The following is a 19266-nucleotide window of genomic DNA, read 5'->3' as shown; positions in this document are numbered from 1 at the left end:
CTCCCTTCTAATTTGCAATCTCTTTCTCATATAAATGGCAAGCCACCATATGTCCATCTTCTATTTCCTGCAAAAGTGGTCGTTCTTGCTTACAAATCTCCATACATTTTGAACATCTCGTATGGAAAGCACAACCGTTTGGTGGATCAGCAGGGTTAGGGATATCTCCAGATAGCACTCCCTGAGTAACAGCTATTTCTGGATCAGGGATCGGAACGGAACTTAGAAGTGCTTCTGTATATGGATGAAGTGGCTTATCATACAATTGTTTAGCGGTTGTTAACTCAACCATTCTTCCTAAATACATAACTCCTACACGGTCGCTAATATGTTTGATCACCCCTAGGTCATGGGCGATAAATATATAGGTCAGACCGAATTCTTTTTGTAAATCTTCTAATAAATTCAATACTTGTGCCTGTATGGATACATCTAGAGCAGACACAGGTTCATCAGCAATAATTAATTTGGGTCTGGTCATTAATGCGCGCGCAATTCCAATCCGTTGTCTTTGCCCCCCACTAAATTGATGGGGATAGCGTTTAGCATGGTAACCACTTAATCCAACAACTTCAAGCATTTCTCTTACCTGCTTCTTCCGTGTAGCTTTATCTCCAATCCCATGAACAATTAAAGGTTCTTCTAATATTTGTTCGACTGAGTGACGTGGATTGAGTGAAGCAAATGGATCTTGAAAGACCATTTGCATGTCTTTTCTCAATTTTCTCATCTCATAATCTGATAATTTCGTAATTTCTTTACCGTTAAATGAAATTTTCCCTTCGGTTGGCTCAATTAATCTCATCAACATCCGTCCAGTTGTTGACTTCCCACAACCCGATTCACCAACGATTCCTAATGTTTCTCCTTCATTAACAAAAAAACTAATATCATCTACTGCTTTTACATCCGCAACTTTGCGATTAAAAACGCCAGCAGTAATCGGAAAATATTTTTTTAGATTTTCTACTTCTAATATTGCTTTACTCATGAGACTTCCCTCCTCTTCTCATGTAGAAAGCATCTTACCGTATGCTCTTCACCATCTTCCATAAACAATACAGGGTCTTCCATTACGCAGCGTTCATGAGCAAATTCACATCTTTCAGCAAAACGGCAACCTTTTGTAATTGAGCCTGGCTTCGGTACATTGCCTGGAATAGAATATAATCTGGAATGCTCTCCCCTAATATCTGGAACCGACTTTAATAACCCCTGTGTATAAGGATGCTTTGGGTTTTTAAATAAATCTCCTACCTTTGCTTCTTCTACCACTTGTCCTGCGTACATTACAATGACACGCTCACACATTTGCGCCACTACGCCAAGGTCATGTGTAATCATCATAATAGAAGTTTGCAAAGTTTTATTTAGCTCTTTCATCAGACCAAGAATTTGCGATTGAATGGTTACATCCAAAGCAGTTGTTGGTTCATCAGCTATTAGTACTTCGGGATTACAGGACAGTGCCATGGCTATCATTACCCGCTGTCTCATTCCACCAGACAACTGATGCGGATACTCTTTCATTATCGCCTCTGCCCTTGGTAAGCCTACTAGCTTTAGCATTTTAAGTGCGATTTCATTTGCTTCTTTTTTTGTCTTTTTCATATGTATTTTGATGCCTTCTGTCATTTGTTCCCCTATTTTAAAAAGCGGATTGAGGCTAGTCATTGGCTCTTGAAAGATCATAGCAATTTCATTACCACGAATTTCTCTCATTCTCTTTTCATTAGCCCCTACTATATTCTCACCGTTAAGTAGTATTTCCCCGCCAACTATTTTCCCAGGTGGTTGCGGCACAAGCTTCATAATAGACAATGATGTTACGCTTTTACCACAACCTGATTCACCAACAATCCCTATTACCTCTCCTTTATGAATAGTAAAACTTACCTGATCGACGGCGGTTACTTCTCCGTCTTTAGTTACAAACGAAGTTTCTAGATTTCTTACCTCTAATACTGGAGATTGCGTCACTATGTCACCCCTTTATCAGTTTCTTCTACATTCTCCCTCCGTTTTTTAATATTTTATAAAATATGTAAGAATAAGTCTATTGTTTTTTCAGAAATATTTAAATATAATTATAATTCTTTAAAATTACGCTAGTTTATTATTTTTTTATAATATAATTCCGAATTTTCCAATTATTAATATAATAAAATAGCAATTTATATATTTTATAGAGTCGGGAGTCACAAGCCTTATCTGCATTTACATTCGAGTGTATCTTAGGAACTACCTGTTTTCAGATACTAACTCAAGCCAACAGAAACTAAAAAATCACATACATGTCTAAATTCTAAAAAGAATTTTACATGAATGTGATTTCGTTAGCGTTACCATCTAATTACGATTCGAGTTGTTGTACTTGGAAAAGCTTATAATAATGACCCTGTCTCTCCATTAATTCCTCATGTGAGCCCGTCTCCACAATTTCACCATATTCAACAACAACAATGCGATCGGCATGTGTGATTGTAGATAATCTATGAGCGACGATAAACGTCGTTCGATCCGTTGCCAAATCATTTAATGCCTCTTGAATAAGATGTTCGCTTTCTAAGTCTAATGCTGAGGTCGCCTCATCTAATATAAGAATTGGAGGGTTTTTCAAGAAAATACGTGCAATAGCAATTCGTTGTTTTTGCCCACCGGAAAGCTTTACTCCTCGTTCTCCCACTTTCGTTTCATACCCTTCAGGCAAATCCATTATAAATCCATGTGCATTAGCTGCCTTAGCTGCTCTAATGACCTCTTCATCACTAGCATCAGGCTTTCCGAGTAATATATTTGCTTTTACTGATTCACTAAACAAAATATTATCTTGTAGTACCATACCAATATGATCTCGTAAACTTCTTACTTGGAAAGAACGAATATCTTCACCATCAAGTAATATTCGCCCACCTGAAACATCATAAAAGCGGGGAATTAAACTAACTAGTGAAGATTTTCCTCCACCACTCATTCCAACAAGTGCAATGGTTTCCCCTTGTTTCACATCTAAATTAATATCACGAAGAACAGCACCATCTTCATTATTATATTTAAAATGAACATCTTTGAACTCAATATGGCCAGCTACATTTCTACAAGGGATAGCATTTTCTTTATCATCAATATCATATTTTTCATCAACTAATTCAAACACACGGTCCATTGAAGCGATAGCTTGTGTCAATGTTGTCGATGAATTGACTAGCCTTCTAAGTGGATTATATAAACGGTCAATATAAGCTACAAATGCCATCATAACACCTAAAGTGATTTGTCCTTGTATTACTTGATATCCAGCAAAAGCAATTACTAGGAGTGGAGCAATATCAGTAATTGTATTCACGACTGCAAATGCTTTCGCATTCCACTTTGTATGATCAATAGCCTTTGATAAAAAGTTACTGTTATGCTTCGTGAAATTTCTTTGTTCATAATCTTCTGTGGCAAAACTTTTAATAACGGCCATTCCTTGAACTCTTTCGTGTAAATAACCTTGAACCTCAGCTAAAGCTTGTGATCGATCTCTTGTTAACCTTCGTAAATTTCCAAAGAAATACTTTACACTTAATGCATAAAACGGCATTAAAATAAGCGATACAATCGTCAATTTAACATCCATCGTAAACATAATTGCAACAGCTATAATAATGGTGGCCATATCCAGCCATAAATTCATCAGTCCTGTAACAACAAAATTCTTTGTTTGCTCTACATCATTTATGATTCTAGATATCACTTCACCTGATCGATTATTCGCATAAAATTTAAAGCTTAATTTCTGAATATGAGTAAAAAGTTTATCTCTAATATCAAATAAAATCTTGCTCGCTACCCATTGTGCGAAATATTGTCGATAATATTCTACTGGTGGCCTTACAATTATAAAAATAATCAACATCATACCCATGATCGTTAAAAGTTGTGTCATTTTTTCAGGTTGTGTAAGCGCATCATTTCCGACTATATCATCGATTACATATTTAATTAACAGCGGGATTAACAATGGTATTGCAAATTTCACAATACCAATTAGTATTGTTAAGAAAATCTGTAGGCGATACGGCTTAACAAAATGCATATATCTTTTAATTATGTTCAATTTTAGCCTGTCACCCTTTTTGTTCATTTATCTTTTAATCTATCCAGATTGTCATGATTCATTTCTTCTTCAAGCCTTCTAGATATTCATTATGTAAAGATAATACCATTTATTTTTCATGCCAAATAAAAACCTGTTGTTTATCATATCAACAGGCGCAAATAAAACATTTTATCTTCGGTAAGTTAAGTATCTTTCATACCAACCATCCACAAAATCCGGTGCAAAAGGACCTTTTCGTTGTCTGATTAAGAATATCAACTTGTCCACATTTGCCCACAAGATTTTATCAATCGGTGTGGGGTAACGCATTTCTTGCCGATGACGCTCATATTCATCTTCATCCAATAAATTAAACGTCATATCCGGAAAAACTTTAATATCTAAATCGTAATCAATATACTTAACCGCCTCTCCATCGTAAATAAAAGGAGAGCTTAAATTACAATAATAGTACACGCCATCTTCTCTCAGCATTCCGATAATATTAAACCAATATTGTGAGTGAAAATAACAGATTGCCGGTTCTCTCGTAATCCAAGTTCGACCATCTGATTCAGTAACCATTGTACGATCGTTTGCTCCAATAATTAAGTTTTGCGTACCTTTAAGGATTGTTGACTCTTCCCAGACGCGATGGATGTGCCCATTATGTTTATAACTATGAATTTGTACCGGTTCACCTTCTATGGGTACCGCCATTCTTTTCCCCTACTTTCCTTTCTGGAAGCTTTGGAACCTTTTATTAAAAAGGACATCCTCTCAAACTTATTACCTTCTATAATGCTTCCGATAAGTTGATTGATGATTAAAGGTAACAAAGTGCAGATCCTATTTTCTATTTATTATAACGTTAAAAAATGAATTTTAAAACAAAGACAGCTTAATTGTCGGTAGATTCAGCAGTAATTAGGTATGTAATGCTCATCCTATTGTATCATTCTTGCCTTTAACATATGTTTACTAAACGATAATCTTTGCATTTTTAATATTTTGTTTGCGAAACAATTTCACAACTTCATTCGTTTGCTGTTCGAATACAGCCACTATTTCATCTAATTCATCATTCATTTTTTGGATCTCACTGTGAATATCGCTTACAGCTGTTCTAGAGCGTAAACGAGAAAGTTCATTTTGAAGTTCATGACATCTCTCCACTTCACTTTGCAAATAAAGTAAATGATCCATTGTTTTCATTTGTTCTTCAACCAATGCTTGAAATTCATTCATAAAAATACACCAGCCTTTAAAGTCTTTTCTAAACTATTCTATCTTTTTTGTATCGATTCCTTTGCAGATTATTGTTGATGAGATAGAACTTTTGTCGAAATAAAAGAAGACTAAATATAAAAAAGCACCCCTTTTGAAAAAAAGGAGCGCCTTTTAATGAAGAACTATTGTTGATTTTGGTTGTTTTGGTTTTTCGCTTTTTGCTTATTAGCTTCAGCTTGTTGATTTTGTTGTCTTACTTCTTGAGCGTTTGTTTCACTCGCAAATTCTTGATTATATTGTTGTTGGTTTTGTTGTTGTTGATTTTGCTTTTTAGCCATCCTAATCACCTCCACGCTCATTAATTTAACCAGAGCGAGAGGAATTATCCATTTTTTTCGAAGTAATTATATTCCGAATATTACATCAAACCAATAATGAGATGCCACCATCCACTATTATCGTTTGTCCACGAATCATGCTAGCATCATCAGATACTAAAAACATGACCGAGTTGACCATATCATCAATAGAGACCATTCTACCTGCTGGCGTTTTTTCACTTGCTTCAGCTAATAACTCTTCTCTATTCGGAAAATGTTTTAATGCCTCTGTATCCACTGCTCCACCTGATACGGCATTTACACATATATTTTTCGGTGCTAATTCAACAGCTAAATATCTTGTTAAAGCCTCAACAGCAGCTTTAGAAACACCGACTACAGTATAATTTTCCAAGTAGCGAATAGAACCTAGTGAGCTAATGCTGACAATCTTTCCACCGCCATTTTTCTCCATTAACTTAGCTGCTTCTTTCGCACAAAATAACAACGCTTTACTATTAATATTCATTGTCCAATTCCAATGAGTTTCCTCTAGTTCCATGATAGGTCTTTGTACGCCTGATGCAGCATTACTAATGAAAACATCTAAACGGCCAAACGTTTCATCTATTTGCGCAAACATTGATTTTATTTTTTCATTATCGCCGACATTTGCTTTAATTGTTAATACTTTTCTTCCTAATGATTCGATCTCCCGAGCGACTTCTTCCGCTTGTGAACGACTACGAGCATAGTTTAAAACAATATCATAACCCTCTTGTGCAAGTCTCAATGCAGTAGCTCTGCCAATGCCTCTGCTACTTCCTGTAATTAGTGCAACTTTTCCTTCATTCATCTAAAAACTTGCTCCTTTCAATGTTCAATTCTTCCATCGTACCCATTTTATCTTGTTGTGTTATGATTGACAATCTCATTCATCCATTATCCCCTTATACTGCATGTACTGCTTGAACATTTTTTGATGGGAGACGGGAAATGGATATTTTTTTATGTCTTCTAAGGATACTAACTTTACATTTTCTGTTTCGGTTACTGAATGAATTTCCCCTTCATACAAATTGATATGCCATGTAAGATGCGTGAACACATGATCGATTTGACCAATACGCTGTTTAATTTTCAAATGCGTATCGTATGACTTAGATAATTGATTTTGGAGTTGCTGTTTATCTGAATCGATTTGAAGATGAATTTCTTCATTAGGAAACTCCCATAAATTAGCTAATAATCCTTTATTTGGCCTTTTGCGGATTAATAACTGCCCCTTACTATTAGAGAGAATGGCGGAAGCAATCTGAACATGCTTATTTTTCACCTTTTTAGTTTTTACAGGTAATTCCGCTTGCTTACCTTCATAAAAAGCATGACAATGATCCCTCACTGGGCATAATAAGCAAGATGGGGAAGTTGGCGTACATATAAGCGCACCTAACTCCATTAAAGCTTGATTAAAATACGATGGGTTGTCATGAGAAATTAACTCTCTTACCGCTGCTTCAAATATTTTTCTCGCTGAAGCTTTAGCGATATCATCCTCGATCATGAGAATACGTGAAAGAACACGCATCACGTTGCCATCAACTGCAGGTTCTGGCTCGCCATAGGCAATACTTAATATCGCACCAGCAGTGTAAGGGCCAACACCTTTTAATGCAGAAATATCCTTAATATTGTTAGGTACTACTCCGTCATACTGTTCCTGTACTTCTCTGACTGCAGATTGTAAATTTCTTGCCCTAGAATAATAACCAAGACCTTCCCAAAGTTTCAGCACCTTTTCTTCTTCCGCTTCTGCAAGATCTTTCACTGTAGGAAACGCCTCCATAAAACGTAAAAAGTACGGGATAACGGTGTCGACTCTTGTTTGTTGGAGCATGATTTCAGACACCCATACTTTATATGGATCTTTATCCTTTCTCCATGGTAGGTCTCTCTGCTCTTTTTCAAACCAAGATAATAAATCCTGTTGAAATGCATAAATATCTATAAGATTATCTTTTAGTTGAGAATTGTTCATTTTTTTTAACCTCCATGATTTGAAACTATGTTAATTAGGGAATATACTAAATAAAATATTAAAAACAAAAAGGAGGAATTCCTCTTTTGGATACCGGAACTCACGTAGTCATGGGACTGGCGCTCGGAGGACTTGCAACACTTGACCCCGTTGTTGCCAATAGTTCAATAACAGCAGCAAGTGTAATGGTCGGTACAATAATTGGATCACAAATACCAGATATCGATACCATATTAAAATTAAAAAATAACGCTTCATATATAAGAAATCATCGGGGTGTTACTCATAGCATTCCAGCGGTGATACTATGGCCATTACTAATAACAGGTGTTATTTATTTATTTTTTCCGGAAACAAATCTTTTTCACCTTTGGTTATGGACCTTTATAGCTGTATTTTTACATGTATTTGTCGATATTTTTAATGCTTATGGCACACAAGCTTTAAGGCCATTTTCATCGAGATGGGTAGCATTAGGTATGATCAATACATTTGATCCGTTTATTTTTGCCATGCACGTCTTTGGCTTGTTTCTGTGGATATTCGGAATGGACCCAGGATATACATTCCTAGTTATTTATTGTATTTTATTTATTTATTATATTTTACGTTATTTTGCAAAGAAATCCGTTGAAGCGAAAGTTCAAAAGCTCATCCCTGACGCAACAGAAATCATTATATCACCAACTATGAAATACAACCAATGGAGAATTGCTATAAAAAATAAAGATAGCTTTTTTGTTGGACGCGCCCTTAGAGGTCAAGTTCGTATTGTTGATCAGTTTAAGCGTGTACCTATACCAAAAACACCGATTTTTAACGCAGCAACGAAAGATAAGAATATCTCTGCCTTTCTTTCCTTTTCTCCAGTATATAGATGGGAAATTGAGACAATCGAAAACATTGTAGAAATTAGATTTATCGATTTAAGATATCGTAGCAATGAATATTATCCATTTGTTGCTGTTGCCCATTTAGACAAGGATTTAACGATCATCAACTCATATACGGGCTGGATATTTAGTGAGGAGAAATTGAAGAAGAAATTAGATATTATTACAAATTAAACAGTAAATGTGCAAACACAACAAATAAGCTCCCCCATTAGCTCCTATTAACGAACGGGGGAGCTCTCTTTTATGGCTTAATTCATTTTATTTTTATCTTCCTCAAGTAAATGCTTATATTTTGGATTTTTTGCGATAAACTCATGTAATTTAGCCCCATGATTTTCAATCCATTGGCTGACTACTTTAGCAGTCATCTCTTCACCCTGATATTTTTTTCCTGCCTTCGCATAGGTCGCTTCAAAATCCTCCCAAAGCAATTCAATCCATGTTCTGGCAATGTGAACAGACAATTGATCATTTATTTCCAATAAACGATTAAGAAGTTTATTTTGAAATTCATTCATCTTTTACCCTACTTCCAAATTATTTTTTCCGTGTGTGAAATACGTATTTGCTTATACTAATGAATAGGCGAAGTTGAATAAATGACGCTTCGCAAATATTTTTAGAAATGAGGCAAAAACGATGCGTAATAAAGCCGCTCATTTCCCTAATCAGAACCACAATAAGTTTGACGGTGAACCACGTGCCAAAGCTGAGTTTGCTTCCAAAAGAGCAGATGGAACGATACAAACACAGCCACAGGAACGGATGAAGGCATCATCAAATCGCAATAGCAATACAACTGATTTTTAAACTTAGGGGGTTAATTTACATGGTAAACAAAAAAGAAATCTTTGGTGAAAACGAATTTAACAGTCCGTTTGCATCCGGACATTTCAATCCGAAAAAGGCACATTACCAAGTAAATGGAGAGACACAACAAACGCAAAATCTTATTAAGCTCAAGCGAACTTTACAAAAAACCCCTTAACACTGAAAGAGGATGATAAATGTCATCCTCTTTTTAAAGATTTTTCAACTTGCCGAGCATTGCAATCGGTAAAGCTTCTTGCTCTTGATCTCCAGATAAGCGATAACCCCAAGCAAAAACGCCATTCATATAATCAATTTTAAAGTAAGAGCCTGGATCTCCCTCTATTTCATATATTTCATTTGTAATAAAGTCATCGGGATTGAGCAAATACGACTTAGCCATCACTGTTTTTCTTTCCAGTACAGCGAATTCATTAACCATTCCTAATTGCTCAGCTTTTCTAGATTTTTCTCTTAATTGAGCAATTTCTTGTTTTAGCTCATATTCGCTCAATTGGCTATACCTTTTTTCTTGCATAGTAAAAAGACCTCCTCATACATCTTTATTTTCTTTTAAATAGGCATCAATTAAATGCAAAGGAAACCCTTTTCGAAATAACGCTTGCTTTAACTTTTGCTCATAGATGAATGGTTCTTCATGATTATATTTTCTACTTATTTTTTCAGCTTGACGTTTCAGAGCTCCCATCTCCTCGTCATCGTCTTTATCTAATTGTATTTCTTCAAGTGCCAACTGAATCATATCATAACTGAAGCCTTTTCTCGTTAACATTTGCTCTATTTTTTGTTGCATCATTCTTGAGGAATCTTTTTTATATTTAAGCGTATATTTCTGACAAAGAGAAATGGCTGTTTCAACTTGCTCTTCCTTTGGGTATAGTTCTATAACATCTTGTATGATTTTTTCAGCTATACCTTTATCTTTCAATTCATGTCTAATTATATTTGGACCTTTATCTGTCGTATTCTTTTGGGTTCTCACAAATGCAATAGCGAATTCTTCATCATTCAAGAATTGGTATTGATATAATTTATGGATCACTTCATCTATCAACTCAACAGCATACTCTTTCTTGATTAAATGTGTACGAACTTCAGATTCAGAACGCATTCTACTAGAAAGATAATGGATGGCCGTATTGTACGCCTTTCTAATCTCATCTTGGAATTGAATTTCTCCGATGAGTAAGGAATCAATCTCTTTCCCTTTTTTCATATTATATTTAATTAACACATCTTCATCCACACTGAAGGCATACGTCTCTCCATGCTCACTGTCGGTATAGATATTGTAGCGATCTTTATTTTTCTTTTGAATCGTAATTTTAGTAATTGTAGGCATATCCTCACCTCACTTTAACTTTACCACAAAAAAAACAGGTTTTAATCCACTTTTCATTGAATTCATTTAGAAATAGAAGAGAATTTTTGCGGAGGGGTCAACATGAAAATTGCTTTAACAGGCGGAACGGGCTTTATTGGACAAAAACTAACTGACCAATTATTACAAGAAAATCACCAAGTTTATATACTTACAAGAAATAAAGGAAAGAAGCAAGAAAAACAAGGTCTCCACTTTGTTCAATGGTTAAATGAAGGGGATGAACCAGAAGAAATGCTAGAAGGAATAGATGTCCTCATTAATTTAGCTGGGGAATCAATCAACAGTGGTCGTTGGACTGAAGAAAGAAAAAGACGAATATACCATAGTCGAATGCATGCTACAAATGAGGTAATACGCCTAATCGATCATCTAAACGAAAAGCCATACACCCTTATTAATGCAAGTGCTGTTGGCTATTATGGCACATCAGAAAAGCGTACATTTGACGAGGCAAGTCCTTATTCTGGTGAGGATTTTTTAAGTACTGTCGTTAAAAACTGGGAGGATATAGCAAAAACTGCCGAAAAAGATTGGAATATACGCACGATATGTTGTCGTTTTGGCATCATTCTCGATAAAAATGCAGGGGCGTTACCTAAGATGGCCCTTCCATATAAACTCTTTGCTGGAGGTAGAATTGGTAGTGGTAATCAATGGCTTTCTTGGATTCATATTAATGACGTTATCTCCGCAATCGTTTATATGATTGAACATGAATCAATAGAAGGTCCCGTCAATTTTACTGCTCCAAACCCAGTAACCATGAATGAGTTTGGCCATACATTAAGCACTGTGCTCCATAAACCACATTGGCTACCTGTCCCTTCATTTGCAGTAAAAGCTATCCTTGGTGAAATGAGTAAGCTCGTAACTGAAGGGCAAAAAGTTACACCAAATAAGCTTCTGAGTCATGATTACCCTTTTCATTTTACTCATTTAAAAGAAGCATTAGAAGATATTTATCAGAAGTAGCTTTTATATTTTGATGTCACAAATACACTCTGTTGATTAAATACAGAAGATAAGTGATTCTTTTGAGTGGTCACGCATCTTTTGTTTACGTAAATAGACCATTTCTTTCACTTTTTTTGCTCTGATTTTTTCTTTTAACCACTTTTCTACTAAGAATGGTCGTTTATCCATTCGCCGTGCTTCTCCGTTAAGTTAATTGAACTTTTTCGGGGAAGAAATTCTTCCCTAGGACGATCTGGGGCATGATTCTTTTCTGAGGACGGTGATTTCTCCTATTTCCTCACTCTCGTGAATTTCTGTATAAATTTCAAGCTAGCAAAGTACTTTTTGATTGTTTGTACTCCTATGGAAATTAATACAAAACTGCTTTTTCGCGATTTTTTGTGTTTTTGGATTTAAAATCTATTTAGGTATAGTCCTCTTCCTTTTTCTTTCTGCCTTTTGCGCGTATCTTCTGTTTGCGCGCAGTTCTTTTCCTTTTCTTGCTGTCTTTTGCGCGTATATACGATTTACGCGCAGTTCTTTTCCTTCTCTTACTGCCTTTTGCGCGTATCTTCTGTTTGCGCGCAGTTCTCTTCCTTTTCTTGCTGCCTTTTGCGCGTATCTTCGTTTTGCGCGCAATTCACCTCCTTTTTCTTCCTGTCTTTTGCGCGTATCTTCTGTTTGCGCGCAGTTCTCTCCCTTTTCTTGCTGCATTTTGCGCGTATCCACGTTTTGCGCGCAGTTCTCTTCCTTCTCTTGCTGCATTTTGCGCGTATCTTCGTTTTGCGCGCAGTTCTCTCCCTTTTCTTTCTGCCTTTTGCGCGTATCTTCTGTTTGCGCGCAGTTCTCTTCCTTCTCTTTCTGTCTTTTGCGCGTATATACCATTTACGCGCAGTTCTCTTCCTTTTCTTTCTGTCTTTTGCGCGTATCCACTTTTTGCGCGCAATTCCCTCCCTTTTCTTGCTGCATTTTGCGCGTATCTTCTGTTTGCGCGCAGTTCTCCCCCTTTTCTTACTGCATTTTGCACATATACACGGCTTGTCTGCAGTTCTCCTTTTTCTCCTCTAAGGACGACAGGAAGGCTATTCTTCCTCTTGCGACACTCTCAGTTTCTTTCCCTTCTAAAAAGCCAACACTTTCGCGATTCTCTCCCCTTCTCGAACACTTTATTCTCTATTTACTTCCTCATCTCTTACTTCAATCGTATGGTACTCGTGAAAATAGGGCAATCTAATAAAGTTTACTACTAATAAGAAAGGGTGAATGTTATGGCAAATGATAAAAAGAGGAAAGAACGGAGCTTTAGTGGTCTTTCAAGCATGCAAGAAGTTACATATGCAAAAGAATTTAAACGTGCTGATCGTGCAGCCAAAAACCCCCTTCAGCAAAGACATTAGATTTATTTTCTCATCAAAAAAGATGCCAGTACATCAAACACAAGGTTGATGTACTGGCATCTTTAATTAACCACTTCTTTCTTTACTATTTTGCAATTGATGATAGAAACCTTTTTCTTTCAGCAATGATTGATGTGTACCCTCTTCTATTATTTTTCCATCTTTTAATACGTAGATTCTATCCGCATTTTGAATAGTATTTAACCGGTGGGCAATGACAAAACATGTTCGATTAATCATCAACTTTTGTAATGCTTGTTGAATCTTCACCTCTGTAACCGTATCAATATTACTCGTAGCTTCGTCTAAAATTAAAATTTTTGGTTGTGCCAAAAAAGCACGGGCGATACTAATTAATTGTTTCTGTCCTTGACTAATCCCGCTGCCATTAAAACTCAAAGTCGTGTCATACTGCTGTGGTAATTTCATAATAAATGAATGAGCATTTGCCTTCATTGCAGCTTGTATAACATCCTCATCCGTTGCCTCAAGATGACTATAGCGGATATTATCCTTAACGGTCCCTTGAAAAAGAAAGGAATCTTGCAGAACAAAGCCCATATATGATCGTAAGCTCTCTTTATGTATTGTGGAGATATCACGATCATCTAATAATATTCTCCCTTTACTCACTTCATAGAAACGACTAATAAGTTGAATTATGGTTGTTTTACCTGCGCCTGTTGGACCTACTAGAGCAACAGTCTCACCTGGACGGGCTTCAAGATATATATGGGAAAGTATTTCTCTGTCTTCCCCGTAAGTAAACGACACGTTATCAAAAATAACCTCACCATTTACATTTTCAAGCATCTGCTTATCTTTTTCACTCGTTAATTCATCTTTTTCATCAATCAGCTCAAAAACTCTTTCAGCTCCAGCAATGGCAGATAATAACGTATTAAATTGATTGGCTAAATCATTGAGTGGTCTTGTAAATTGTCGAGAATACTCGGTAAAAACAACAATTGTGCCAATGCTCACTCCACCGTTTAATGCGAGTATCCCGCCAATCGCAGCAATGACGGCAAAGCTGAAATTATTCAATAAATGCATCAACTTAGGAATAAACCCTGAGAATGTTTGTGCCCAAAATCCAGAAATTCTTAGGTTTTCTGCTTTATGCAAAAAATCATCCATCACTTTCTCTTCTTGTGAAAACATTTTGATTAATTTCTGCCCAGAAATAGATTCCTCAATAAAGCCATTCATTTCTCCTAAGTTTTTTTGCTGCTCTTTAAACAACATACTTGTTCGCTTCGTAATCCATTTCATTCCATAGAACATCATCGGTATGATTAAAAGAGTTAGAATTGTTAGCAACGGACTCAACCATAACATGACTGCAATCGTACCAACGAGTGTGAAAACACTAGATATGATTTGGATAATTGAACTATTTAAAGTCGCACTAACATTTTCAATATCATTTGTAATCCTACTCATCAATTCACCAAGTTGTCTTTTGTCAAAAAAAGCTACAGGTAAGCGGTGTATTTGCTGGAATAAATCTGCGCGCATATTAAATACTGTATCTTGAGACACACCGATCATCCAATAGTTTTGTAGCCATAGTGACAATGATTGAACGATATAAGTTACAAGTAAACCTAGTAATAACCAAACGAAAACAACCGCTTCATTTTCTTCTATAAAAGTATCTATTGTTATTCCTACTAAAAAGGGACCAAGTAAAGACATCGCTGAACTAATGACAATCATAAAAAAGAGTAATAATAGCCGTATTTTATAGATTGCAAGGTAAGACCAAATTCTTTTAATGACAGCACTGAAGTCATTGGGCTTACGTTGCTTTTTGTTCCTATCGTTATTTATTTGATTATGTATCTTTGGTTGTTTAAATGGGGCCATTATTTTAGTAAACACTATTCATAGCCCCCTGTTCTGACTGAGAATACGCTATTTCTCTATAAAGAGTAGACGTATTCATCAATTGATCATGTGTTCCCTCTTCAATGATTTTTCCATCATCTATAAGCATAATTTTATCCGCTCTCTTGGCCGTACTTAATTTTTGTGTGACAATGAATAAAGTACATTTATATTTATCAATCGCATCCAATACTTTGGACTCTGTTTGTAAATCCAAAGCACTCGTACTATCATCCAATATGAGAATATTAGGCTTTCTAATTAAAGCACGAGCAACCGATAATCTTTGCTTTTGACCTCCTGATAGATTAATTCCTTTTTGTCCTAATTTTGTTTCATAGCCATCTTTTAAATCAGTAATGGTTTCATGTATTTGCGCGTCTTGTGCCGCCGCTTTCATTTCAGATAAAGTCGCGTCTGATTTACCCCATGCTAAGTTTTCTTCCACTGTACCACTAAATAAGATGGACTCTTGAGGGGTAAAACCAATTCTCTTTCGTAAATCATCCATTTTAACATCTTTCAGATTCATACCATCCACATAAACTGCACCTTCAGTAGGATCATATAATCTAGGAATAAGTTGTAGAATAGAACTTTTACCAGCACCTGTACTACCCAATATAGCGACAGTTTCTCCTGGACGAATATGAAAACTAATATCTTTTAAGACATATGTAGACATCCCTGGGTACCTAAATGAGACATGCTCAAATGTAACCGCTCCTTTTAACTGCTCAAGGCTTTTGCCATCTTCTTCATCTTCTAAATCAATCTTCGCCTCAAGTACTTCAACAATCCGTTCAGATGAAGCACGCGCTCTCGAAAAAGCCATAATGATGAATGAAAACATTGAAAAGGCAGTAGTCATTCTCGTAGCATAATTAATAATTGAAACGACTTCCCCCACTTCTATATTTGTCGCTTGCAATTGTTCTCTACCGATCCATAAAATAAAGATAATACAAACATTCATTATGAATAGTAATGCAGGCATAGCTGCTTCCATTAATCTTAGAGCGCTTGCTGTTTGTTCCTTTAAGTTATTACTTACATTCATAAACTTTTTTACTTCATGAGTTCTGCGGTTATACGCTTTAATCAACCTTAATCCTATTAAACTTTCCTGCATGACATTATTGACTGTATCCAGTTTTTGTTGAACAGACCTAAACATCTTACCGCCTTTAGTCATCACAATAACAAGGAAGATCACTACAACCGGTATGGTAATTAGAAAAATAAGCGCTAACTGCCAATTCACTAGGACAGCTAATATAAGACTACCTATAATGAGTAAAGGAGCCCTTAACATAATTCTTAAGCCCATAAACACGATATTTTGCACTTGTGTCACATCATTAGTCATTCTTGTAATCAAGGATGCGTGAGGAAAGGTATTAAAGTTGGTGAATGAAAAAGATTGCACCTTTTTCATTAGTTTCTTTCGAATACTAAATCCTAAATTTTGTCCAACGAAGGCTGCATAATATGAGTTTGTAATCCCTGAGAAGAAGGCAATTAATGATAGTAGGAGCATCATACCTCCCCAATAAAGGACCACACTCATATCATTATTTAGAATACCTTCATCAATAATTTTGCCGATTAATAATGGTTGAAGCAATTCAACTGATAACTCAATAAGCATAAGTATTAATGCAATATATGCCGCGACTCGATAAGGTTTAATAAATTTGAGTATCTTTGTCATAGCTTTCCCCCAAACTAATACTTCGTTTAACTAAATAGATATGAACTATCATATACCTTTTTACATAATTTTTAAATAATTCATTCTGATTTTTATTTCTTTAATGTTATGTTAAAATTTTTAGAGGTAGAGAACATTGACTTTTTCAAAAGTTGTTCTTCGTTTTTAACACAATTTAGCATACTTACCTTGAACATTTTTCAATGCTTACTAAGCATTTAACCTATTATTCAATCATAAGGGATTTTTTAACTATACGACTAAATTTTCTTTGTAATCCATATACTAACATGCATCATGTCATGTGTATTGTATTCTCAAAATGGTTAAAAAAGTAACTTACTTATAATTATAAAACTAAAGGATGCGATAAAAGGTGAAAAATACGAATCACGACCAACAATTACATAATGATGTTATTGAAACATTAAGGGAGACAAGCCGTACTTTTTTCATTCCAATCAGCTTATTAGTAACAGAGTTACGAGAAACCGTTGCATCTGCTTACCTTTGTATGCGCGCAATTGATGAAATTGAAGATCATCCTGATTTGGAACCAGCTTTAAAAAGCAAACTATTGCATAATATCGGTGACGTCCTTCAATCCGCTCAATACAATAAAGAAACCTTTATTGAGATGTTCAAGCCATTTGAAAACGAATTACCAGAAGTTACTCTTCGCCTATATGATTGGATTTCTTTCTGTCCAGATGAAATTAGAGTAAAAGTAGTTGAGTCAACTGCAATCATGGCATCTGGGATGGGTGATTGGGTTGATAAAGATTGGCAAATACAATCAGAAGCGGACCTTGATCAATATACGTATACAGTTGCTGGATTAGTTGGTGTGATGTTAACCGACATATGGAAATGGTATGACGGAACTGAAGCTGATAAAGAGCTTGGAATTGGTTTCGGTCGTGGACTTCAAGCTGTTAACATTTTAAGAAATTATAAAGAAGATGCAGAACGCGGTGTAAGCTTTTTCCCAGATAGTTATAGCCTAGACGATATGTTTGATTATGCGCATAAAAATCTATCTCGAGCTGACGAATACGTAGCGAGTATCGAGACAGAGACAATCGTGAATTTCTGTCAAATACCACTTTCACTTGCCCATGGAACATTAAAAGCGTTAGTAGACGGTCGAGAAAAAATGACTCGTGATGAAGTAAATGAAACTGTTAATAAAGTAATAAAGAAAACATCATAATAAAAGGCAGCGACTGTAAACTTCGCTGCCTTTTATTTTAACATCTAGGAGATTAATTTTAATCCAATTGCTGCGCCTAAGATAAGCGCAATACAAACAAGTCTTTTCCATTCTCTCGGTTCATTAAAAACGACCATTCCTACTATCGCTGCTCCAACGGTACCTATTCCAGTCCAGATAGCGTAAGCAGTACCCATAGCAATATCCGTCATTGCAAATGAAAGTAAAGAAAAACTGATCGCAAATGATAAAGCAAGGAAAATAATAGATTTCCATTGCTTATCAGCTACTTTCTTCAAATGGTATACACCGAGAACCTCAAAGCACCCTGCAACAACTAAGGCAATCCAGTACATTATTGAGATCCTCCTTTCTCAACCGGTGCACGGTCAGATAATAACTTCAACCCGACCACACCTGCTAGAAGCATAATAATTAATAGTACTTTCATCAATTTAAATGGCTCCCCGAAAACGACCATTTCTACTATTACTGTACCCGCCGTACCTAAACCAGCAAATACTGCATAAACAGTTCCTACTGGTAAATGCTTCGTAGCAAGAATTAATATTATAAAACTTAATGTAATTATAATTCCAGTAGCAATCCATTCCAGTGTGTTTTGAGCATATTTTAATCCTGAAACCCAACCAACCTCTAACACGCCTGCTAAAAATACAAGTAACCAATGCCTAGTCATCTATACCCCTTCTTTCTAGTTGTTTATCATTGTACGCCTTTAAAGTATATCGGCCAGATAGCACGAACTCTTCTGTAATAGCTGTCTTCTCCATTAAAAATAAGATCAATAACCGCACCATCAACAATCGTAATATAAGCAAGTGCTTCCTTTAGATACTTCTTTTGGTCATTTTCTTCACTCGAGTGTTTCCTCATATATTTTGCTAACAACCGTTCCATATCTGCAAAGAATGGATTGACTATTCGCATTAACTCATTATAAAGTTTCGCTGGAGGGAAGTAAGACACCCTCAGTAAGAATTTTGCATGCTCGTTATGCTTGTTTTCCTCGACAATCCAATCAAAAAAATAAACTAAATTCTCTTCTAATGAATGATCTTTCCTCGAAGCAAATAAGGTAATCATCTTCCGCTTTTCCTGCTGAAACACATAGTTTGCAACATGTAAAAATAAGTCATCTTTTCCTTTAAAATGAGCATATATCGACGGTTTCTTAATACCTACATCTGTGGCTATATCCTGTAAAGATGCTCCCTCATATCCCTTATCTGCGAAATGGACTAGCGCAACATCACGAATAAGTTCTGCACTCACCAATTATCACACCCCT

General features: G+C 35.8%; 25 protein-coding genes. 6 read left to right on the top strand and 19 right to left on the bottom strand.

Annotated features, from left to right (window positions below; translation table 11 throughout):
* Nucleotides 1-7: 7 nt before the first annotated feature.
* The 8 genes from U9M49_RS15160 to mutY all read right to left on the bottom strand — a co-directional run bounded on the left by U9M49_RS15160 (nucleotide 8) and on the right by mutY (nucleotide 7672).
* On the bottom strand, nucleotides 8-991 hold the full coding sequence (locus U9M49_RS15160; RefSeq protein WP_095369999.1) for an ABC transporter ATP-binding protein: 984 nt from the start codon (nucleotides 989-991) through the stop codon (nucleotides 8-10).
* On the bottom strand, nucleotides 988-1980 hold the full coding sequence (locus tag U9M49_RS15155) for an ABC transporter ATP-binding protein (RefSeq protein WP_095370000.1): 993 nt from the start codon (nucleotides 1978-1980) through the stop codon (nucleotides 988-990). Before U9M49_RS15155 ends, U9M49_RS15160 begins: the two co-directional genes overlap by 4 nt.
* Nucleotides 1981-2353: 373 nt before the next feature.
* Nucleotides 2354-4102 carry an ABC transporter ATP-binding protein gene (locus U9M49_RS15150; protein ID WP_095370001.1) on the bottom strand — a complete coding sequence of 583 codons (1749 nt, stop codon included), beginning with the start codon at nucleotides 4100-4102 and terminating at the stop codon, nucleotides 2354-2356.
* Nucleotides 4103-4273: 171 nt separating this feature from the next.
* The gene (locus tag U9M49_RS15145; protein WP_095370002.1) at nucleotides 4274-4804 is read right to left on the bottom strand and encodes a DUF402 domain-containing protein; all 531 of its coding nucleotides are present in this window, start codon (nucleotides 4802-4804) and stop codon (nucleotides 4274-4276) included.
* Nucleotides 4805-5065: 261 nt separating this feature from the next.
* A complete protein-coding gene (locus U9M49_RS15140; protein ID WP_307317986.1) occupies nucleotides 5066-5332 on the bottom strand; it encodes a YgaB family protein in 267 nt (88 codons plus the stop codon).
* 164 nt (nucleotides 5333-5496) lie between these two features.
* Complete coding sequence (locus tag U9M49_RS15135) at nucleotides 5497-5652, bottom strand: gamma-type small acid-soluble spore protein (protein WP_224935696.1); 156 nt, start codon at nucleotides 5650-5652, stop codon at nucleotides 5497-5499.
* Nucleotides 5653-5737: 85 nt separating this feature from the next.
* Nucleotides 5738-6490: an enoyl-[acyl-carrier-protein] reductase FabL gene (fabL, locus tag U9M49_RS15130; protein WP_095370005.1), complete on the bottom strand. Its 753-nt coding sequence runs from the start codon at nucleotides 6488-6490 to the stop codon at nucleotides 5738-5740.
* A gap of 75 nt (nucleotides 6491-6565) precedes the next feature.
* Complete coding sequence (mutY, locus tag U9M49_RS15125; protein ID WP_322910068.1) at nucleotides 6566-7672, bottom strand: A/G-specific adenine glycosylase; 1107 nt, start codon at nucleotides 7670-7672, stop codon at nucleotides 6566-6568.
* 86 nt (nucleotides 7673-7758) lie between these two features.
* Here mutY and U9M49_RS15120 point away from each other — a divergent pair, with 86 nt between their 5' ends.
* Complete coding sequence (locus U9M49_RS15120) at nucleotides 7759-8739, top strand: metal-dependent hydrolase (RefSeq protein ID WP_095370006.1); 981 nt, start codon at nucleotides 7759-7761, stop codon at nucleotides 8737-8739.
* A gap of 77 nt (nucleotides 8740-8816) precedes the next feature.
* On the opposite strand, the gene U9M49_RS15115 is transcribed toward U9M49_RS15120, so the two are convergent.
* Nucleotides 8817-9086: a YfhJ family protein gene (locus U9M49_RS15115; RefSeq protein WP_095370007.1), complete on the bottom strand. Its 270-nt coding sequence runs from the start codon at nucleotides 9084-9086 to the stop codon at nucleotides 8817-8819.
* A gap of 121 nt (nucleotides 9087-9207) precedes the next feature.
* Between U9M49_RS15115 and U9M49_RS15110 the strand changes: the two genes are divergently transcribed.
* Complete coding sequence (locus U9M49_RS15110) at nucleotides 9208-9378, top strand: small, acid-soluble spore protein K (protein ID WP_095370008.1); 171 nt, start codon at nucleotides 9208-9210, stop codon at nucleotides 9376-9378.
* Nucleotides 9379-9397: 19 nt separating this feature from the next.
* The gene (locus tag U9M49_RS15105; protein WP_095370009.1) at nucleotides 9398-9556 is read left to right on the top strand and encodes a YpzG family protein; all 159 of its coding nucleotides are present in this window, start codon (nucleotides 9398-9400) and stop codon (nucleotides 9554-9556) included.
* Nucleotides 9557-9589: 33 nt separating this feature from the next.
* On the opposite strand, the gene U9M49_RS15100 is transcribed toward U9M49_RS15105, so the two are convergent.
* A complete protein-coding gene (locus tag U9M49_RS15100) occupies nucleotides 9590-9916 on the bottom strand; it encodes a YfhH family protein (RefSeq protein WP_095370010.1) in 327 nt (108 codons plus the stop codon).
* 15 nt (nucleotides 9917-9931) lie between these two features.
* Nucleotides 9932-10741, bottom strand: a complete 810-nt coding sequence (gene recX / locus U9M49_RS15095) for a recombination regulator RecX (protein ID WP_307317993.1) — start codon at nucleotides 10739-10741, stop codon at nucleotides 9932-9934.
* Nucleotides 10742-10843: 102 nt separating this feature from the next.
* On the opposite strand from recX, the gene U9M49_RS15090 reads away from it, so the two are divergent.
* Nucleotides 10844-11755 carry a TIGR01777 family oxidoreductase gene (locus U9M49_RS15090; protein WP_307317995.1) on the top strand — a complete coding sequence of 304 codons (912 nt, stop codon included), beginning with the start codon at nucleotides 10844-10846 and terminating at the stop codon, nucleotides 11753-11755.
* A gap of 36 nt (nucleotides 11756-11791) precedes the next feature.
* Here U9M49_RS15090 and U9M49_RS15085 read toward each other — a convergent pair whose 3' ends face one another.
* The 3 genes from U9M49_RS15085 to U9M49_RS15075 all read right to left on the bottom strand — a co-directional run bounded on the left by U9M49_RS15085 (nucleotide 11792) and on the right by U9M49_RS15075 (nucleotide 12764).
* Complete coding sequence (locus U9M49_RS15085; RefSeq protein WP_267892247.1) at nucleotides 11792-11926, bottom strand: hypothetical protein; 135 nt, start codon at nucleotides 11924-11926, stop codon at nucleotides 11792-11794.
* 231 nt (nucleotides 11927-12157) lie between these two features.
* Nucleotides 12158-12376, bottom strand: a complete 219-nt coding sequence (locus U9M49_RS15080; RefSeq protein WP_322910067.1) for a hypothetical protein — start codon at nucleotides 12374-12376, stop codon at nucleotides 12158-12160.
* Between the two features lies 1 nt (nucleotide 12377).
* On the bottom strand, nucleotides 12378-12764 hold the full coding sequence (locus U9M49_RS15075; RefSeq protein WP_322910066.1) for a hypothetical protein: 387 nt from the start codon (nucleotides 12762-12764) through the stop codon (nucleotides 12378-12380).
* Between the two features lie 241 nt (nucleotides 12765-13005).
* Here U9M49_RS15075 and U9M49_RS15070 point away from each other — a divergent pair, with 241 nt between their 5' ends.
* Nucleotides 13006-13134, top strand: a complete 129-nt coding sequence (locus U9M49_RS15070; protein ID WP_095370014.1) for a YfhE family protein — start codon at nucleotides 13006-13008, stop codon at nucleotides 13132-13134.
* A 66-nt stretch (nucleotides 13135-13200) separates the two neighbouring features.
* Here the strand turns inward: U9M49_RS15070 and U9M49_RS15065 are convergent, their stop codons facing one another.
* Together U9M49_RS15065 and U9M49_RS15060 are read right to left on the bottom strand one after the other, a co-directional pair.
* Nucleotides 13201-15021, bottom strand: coding sequence for an ABC transporter ATP-binding protein (locus U9M49_RS15065; protein ID WP_416337100.1), 1821 nt, complete (start codon nucleotides 15019-15021; stop codon nucleotides 13201-13203).
* Entirely contained in the window at nucleotides 15011-16741 is a 1731-nt protein-coding gene (locus tag U9M49_RS15060) for an ABC transporter ATP-binding protein (RefSeq protein WP_322910065.1), read from the bottom strand. The genes U9M49_RS15065 and U9M49_RS15060 overlap by 11 nt, the downstream gene beginning before the upstream one ends.
* 376 nt (nucleotides 16742-17117) lie before the next feature.
* On the opposite strand from U9M49_RS15060, the gene U9M49_RS15055 reads away from it, so the two are divergent.
* Nucleotides 17118-17954 (top strand): phytoene/squalene synthase family protein, encoded by an 837-nt coding sequence (locus tag U9M49_RS15055; RefSeq protein ID WP_322910064.1) that lies wholly within the window; start codon nucleotides 17118-17120, stop codon nucleotides 17952-17954.
* A 44-nt stretch (nucleotides 17955-17998) separates the two neighbouring features.
* On the opposite strand, the gene U9M49_RS15050 is transcribed toward U9M49_RS15055, so the two are convergent.
* From U9M49_RS15050 to U9M49_RS15040, 3 genes are read right to left on the bottom strand one after another with little or no spacing between them, the layout of a single operon-like run.
* On the bottom strand, nucleotides 17999-18310 hold the full coding sequence (locus U9M49_RS15050; protein ID WP_095370017.1) for a DMT family transporter: 312 nt from the start codon (nucleotides 18308-18310) through the stop codon (nucleotides 17999-18001).
* The gene (locus tag U9M49_RS15045) at nucleotides 18310-18654 is read right to left on the bottom strand and encodes a DMT family transporter (RefSeq protein WP_095370018.1); all 345 of its coding nucleotides are present in this window, start codon (nucleotides 18652-18654) and stop codon (nucleotides 18310-18312) included. Before U9M49_RS15045 ends, U9M49_RS15050 begins: the two co-directional genes overlap by 1 nt.
* 26 nt (nucleotides 18655-18680) lie before the next feature.
* Nucleotides 18681-19250, bottom strand: coding sequence for a TetR/AcrR family transcriptional regulator (locus U9M49_RS15040; RefSeq protein ID WP_157733756.1), 570 nt, complete (start codon nucleotides 19248-19250; stop codon nucleotides 18681-18683).
* Nucleotides 19251-19266: the final 16 nt, after the last annotated feature.

The sequence above is a fragment of the Cytobacillus sp. OWB-43 genome (assembly GCF_034651445.1).
GTDB classification, from domain to species: Bacteria; Bacillota; Bacilli; order Bacillales; family Cytobacillaceae; genus Cytobacillus; species Cytobacillus kochii.
Note: the sequence above shows the minus strand (reverse complement) of the source record. Positions and strands in the feature narration are given on the sequence as shown.

Coding starts and splice junctions, on each gene's coding strand:
- recX (WP_307317993.1), bottom strand. CDS start 10,741: ATGCCTACAATTACTAAAATTACGATTCAAAAGAAAAATAAAGATCGC.
- U9M49_RS15140 (WP_307317986.1), bottom strand. CDS start 5,332: ATGAATGAATTTCAAGCATTGGTTGAAGAACAAATGAAAACAATGGAT.
- U9M49_RS15160 (WP_095369999.1), bottom strand. CDS start 991: ATGAGTAAAGCAATATTAGAAGTAGAAAATCTAAAAAAATATTTTCCG.
- U9M49_RS15135 (WP_224935696.1), bottom strand. CDS start 5,652: ATGGCTAAAAAGCAAAATCAACAACAACAAAACCAACAACAATATAAT.
- U9M49_RS15100 (WP_095370010.1), bottom strand. CDS start 9,916: ATGCAAGAAAAAAGGTATAGCCAATTGAGCGAATATGAGCTAAAACAA.
- U9M49_RS15090 (WP_307317995.1), top strand. CDS start 10,844: ATGAAAATTGCTTTAACAGGCGGAACGGGCTTTATTGGACAAAAACTA.
- U9M49_RS15060 (WP_322910065.1), bottom strand. CDS start 16,741: ATGACAAAGATACTCAAATTTATTAAACCTTATCGAGTCGCGGCATAT.
- U9M49_RS15115 (WP_095370007.1), bottom strand. CDS start 9,086: ATGAATGAATTTCAAAATAAACTTCTTAATCGTTTATTGGAAATAAAT.
- U9M49_RS15070 (WP_095370014.1), top strand. CDS start 13,006: ATGGCAAATGATAAAAAGAGGAAAGAACGGAGCTTTAGTGGTCTTTCA.
- U9M49_RS15110 (WP_095370008.1), top strand. CDS start 9,208: ATGCGTAATAAAGCCGCTCATTTCCCTAATCAGAACCACAATAAGTTT.
- U9M49_RS15045 (WP_095370018.1), bottom strand. CDS start 18,654: ATGACTAGGCATTGGTTACTTGTATTTTTAGCAGGCGTGTTAGAGGTT.
- U9M49_RS15085 (WP_267892247.1), bottom strand. CDS start 11,926: ATGGATAAACGACCATTCTTAGTAGAAAAGTGGTTAAAAGAAAAAATC.
- fabL (WP_095370005.1), bottom strand. CDS start 6,490: ATGAATGAAGGAAAAGTTGCACTAATTACAGGAAGTAGCAGAGGCATT.
- U9M49_RS15050 (WP_095370017.1), bottom strand. CDS start 18,310: ATGTACTGGATTGCCTTAGTTGTTGCAGGGTGCTTTGAGGTTCTCGGT.
- U9M49_RS15145 (WP_095370002.1), bottom strand. CDS start 4,804: ATGGCGGTACCCATAGAAGGTGAACCGGTACAAATTCATAGTTATAAA.
- mutY (WP_322910068.1), bottom strand. CDS start 7,672: ATGAACAATTCTCAACTAAAAGATAATCTTATAGATATTTATGCATTT.
- U9M49_RS15105 (WP_095370009.1), top strand. CDS start 9,398: ATGGTAAACAAAAAAGAAATCTTTGGTGAAAACGAATTTAACAGTCCG.